This is a genomic window from Bacillus sp. 17RED48, assembly GCF_019837545.1.
Lineage (GTDB): Bacteria > Bacillota > Bacilli > Bacillales > Bacillaceae_G > Bacillus_A > Bacillus_A wiedmannii.
In genome coordinates this window covers 1-2,360 of record NZ_JADAXG010000036.1, presented here as the reverse complement: position 1 = coordinate 2,360, position 2,360 = coordinate 1, and the positions used below count along the sequence as shown (strand labels likewise).

Below are 2,360 nucleotides of genomic sequence, written 5' to 3'. Positions count from 1 at the left end.
CAATAATATCAGGCTGATAATGTTTCCATTTGAATATATTTTCTTTTTCCATACTGATCACACACCTTTTTAAGTAGTAGTACCAGTATGGCCAAGTTTGAAAGAACATTTTCAAATCGTTTAGCTTTGTTGCACCAGAACCAGCATTTTATATGAATTTTGATTAGTATACGAGACCAGCAGATGTATTATGGATACTTGGATACCCTATGCGCTTAGAAATGGTTCGAAAATTAATTACTAAGGGCCCGTTAAATGTCTCAGAGTTACAAACGTTATTACGTGCTCCGTAATCAGCAGTCTCACTTTATAGAAGTCAATCAATATGCTAAATTGCATCTCTAAAATAGTATAAATTGTTAACGTTTTTAAAATTAAGAATATTATTACAAATGTATGTTAATATAAAATTTATACGTATATTAAATAAAGGGGATGTTTATATGTTAAAAAAAGTTGCATTAGGGACATCGTTAACAATGGCAGTAGTAGTAGGGTTAGGAATGGCATCTGAGGCATCAGCAGGGCCAGCTCCCGCTCTAACTTCTTTAAATGTATTAAAAGTTGAATCAGAACTGGGTGGGGTAGAATATGTAAGCCCTAATAATCTTAGTACGATTAAGGATCATGGAGGAAGTTACCTATACATTTATACAAGGGAAATGGGATATGGTCACCTTCCTTTCGCTAAAATGAATGGCGAGAAAGCAAAAGAGGTTTCTTCCACAATGATAGATGTAAATGGGGATCGTATTATAGATGGATGGGAGCGAAAATGGGATGTATCGGGTAACCAAAGTGGGAGATTTGAATATGAAAATACTTCCACGAACTATCCTTGGAATAAAATGTATACAGCATTAAATATTAAATAAAAAAGAATTATACCTTAAACTATTGGTAGAAAAAAATACATTGTTTGTTGATGAGTATAGAGAGAATTAAAGTTTCGAATGTTCAGAATGCATATTATCAATTTACTGTAGATTCCAATTATGTAAAAATAGAACCAAGATAAATGTTTCTTTAAAACTTACTCCTAATAAAGATTTAAAGAAAAATTTGTTTTCGTCATCATCAAGGAGGAAGCCAATTTCTATACAAATTGGCTTCTTTTGAATCCCTACTCTTTTTCATTTCTTATTTTAACACATTGCTAACATTTGTATAGAAATTAATCCTGAAAATTCAGACTAGATGACTCATTTTGATGATAACAAATGTAGGATTGTTTGGGCGTAAAGAATAGACCGAGCCAAATGGGATACATGTAATCTACTGTTTTTCGAAAGCGTTGTCATATCCAGTATAATAAAGGTAACGATTATACTGAGGAGATTGGGATTATGAATAAAAGAGAAACGAGAATTCATATTTTAGATTTGCAGGATCAACATTGCATGGGGTGCAAGCACTATAATGGGGTACGAACATATTGTATTGACGATTGTAAAATTGGAAAAGAAATATATCAATTAGGAACAGGATTGATTGGTGATGAAAAGGAACAGAAACGGAAAGTAAAACTGAAATGGGATTCTGTTTGTCAACAGGCGCTCGTGTTAAGAAGTAAAGGATATACCTATCAAAAAATTGCAAACCAATTAGGATGTCATGCGAGTAGTTTACGTAAACAGCTCCATCAACGTGGACTGTAAATATATCAATTAAAATGGGGTGAATGCAACATGAGAGTAGTTGCGAAAAAAGTACAAATGATACGTTTACAGGAGAAGCAAAATAAGTGTGTGAAAAATACGGAAACAAATTATGCCGAACAGTACAAAATAGAAAAAGAGTGTATCAAACTAGAAAAAAATACAGCTAAAAAACGATCCAAAAAAGTACAAACGCCAGAAGAAAAATGGGATGAAAAATGTAAACAAGCCGTACAATTATTTAATCAAGGAACGGAATATCCAGCTATTGCAAAAAAAGTAGGTTGCAATGTGAGCCATTTGTATAGAGAGCTCAAGAAACGTGGTGTATTACAAATGCCAAAGCAAGTAGCACCGTCTAAATCAGGAAAGCCCCCCATCATACCACCACCAACAAAAAAATCGAAGTTTGAACGATATAAAGAATATTATATGTATAGATAGAAAAGCGAATGGCCATATGGTAATGTATCTAAATTGGGAATACAACTCAAATGTTACAACAAAATCATACTATGCCTATGAATAAAGAACTGTAAACAAACGTTTGATTAAAAAAAGGTTCTGGTGCAACAAAGCTAAACGATTTGAAAATATTCTTTCAAACTTGGCCATACTGGTACTACTACTTAAAAAGGTGTGTGATCAGTATGGAAAAAGAAAATATATTCAAATGGAAACATTATCAGCCTGATATCATTG

Annotated in this window: 3 protein-coding genes and 1 pseudogene; all 4 read left to right on the top strand. The window is 32.8% G+C overall.

Going from position 1 to position 2,360, the window contains the following annotated elements:
• Window positions 1–152: 152 nt before the first annotated feature.
• A pseudogene (locus tag ILT06_RS32810) lies at window positions 153–290 on the top strand (ArsR/SmtB family transcription factor); the annotation flags it as partial.
• Between the two features lie 153 nt (window positions 291–443).
• On the top strand, window positions 444–875 hold the full coding sequence (locus ILT06_RS32065) for a DUF4879 domain-containing protein (RefSeq protein ID WP_085313405.1): 432 nt from the start codon (window positions 444–446) through the stop codon (window positions 873–875).
• A gap of 471 nt (window positions 876–1,346) precedes the next feature.
• Window positions 1,347–1,658 carry a zinc-finger domain-containing protein gene (locus ILT06_RS32060; protein ID WP_085313404.1) on the top strand — a complete coding sequence of 104 codons (312 nt, stop codon included), beginning with the start codon at window positions 1,347–1,349 and terminating at the stop codon, window positions 1,656–1,658.
• Window positions 1,659–1,688: 30 nt separating this feature from the next.
• The gene (locus ILT06_RS32055; RefSeq protein ID WP_085313403.1) at window positions 1,689–2,102 is read left to right on the top strand and encodes a hypothetical protein; all 414 of its coding nucleotides are present in this window, start codon (window positions 1,689–1,691) and stop codon (window positions 2,100–2,102) included.
• The last annotated feature ends 258 nt before the right edge of the window (window positions 2,103–2,360 follow it).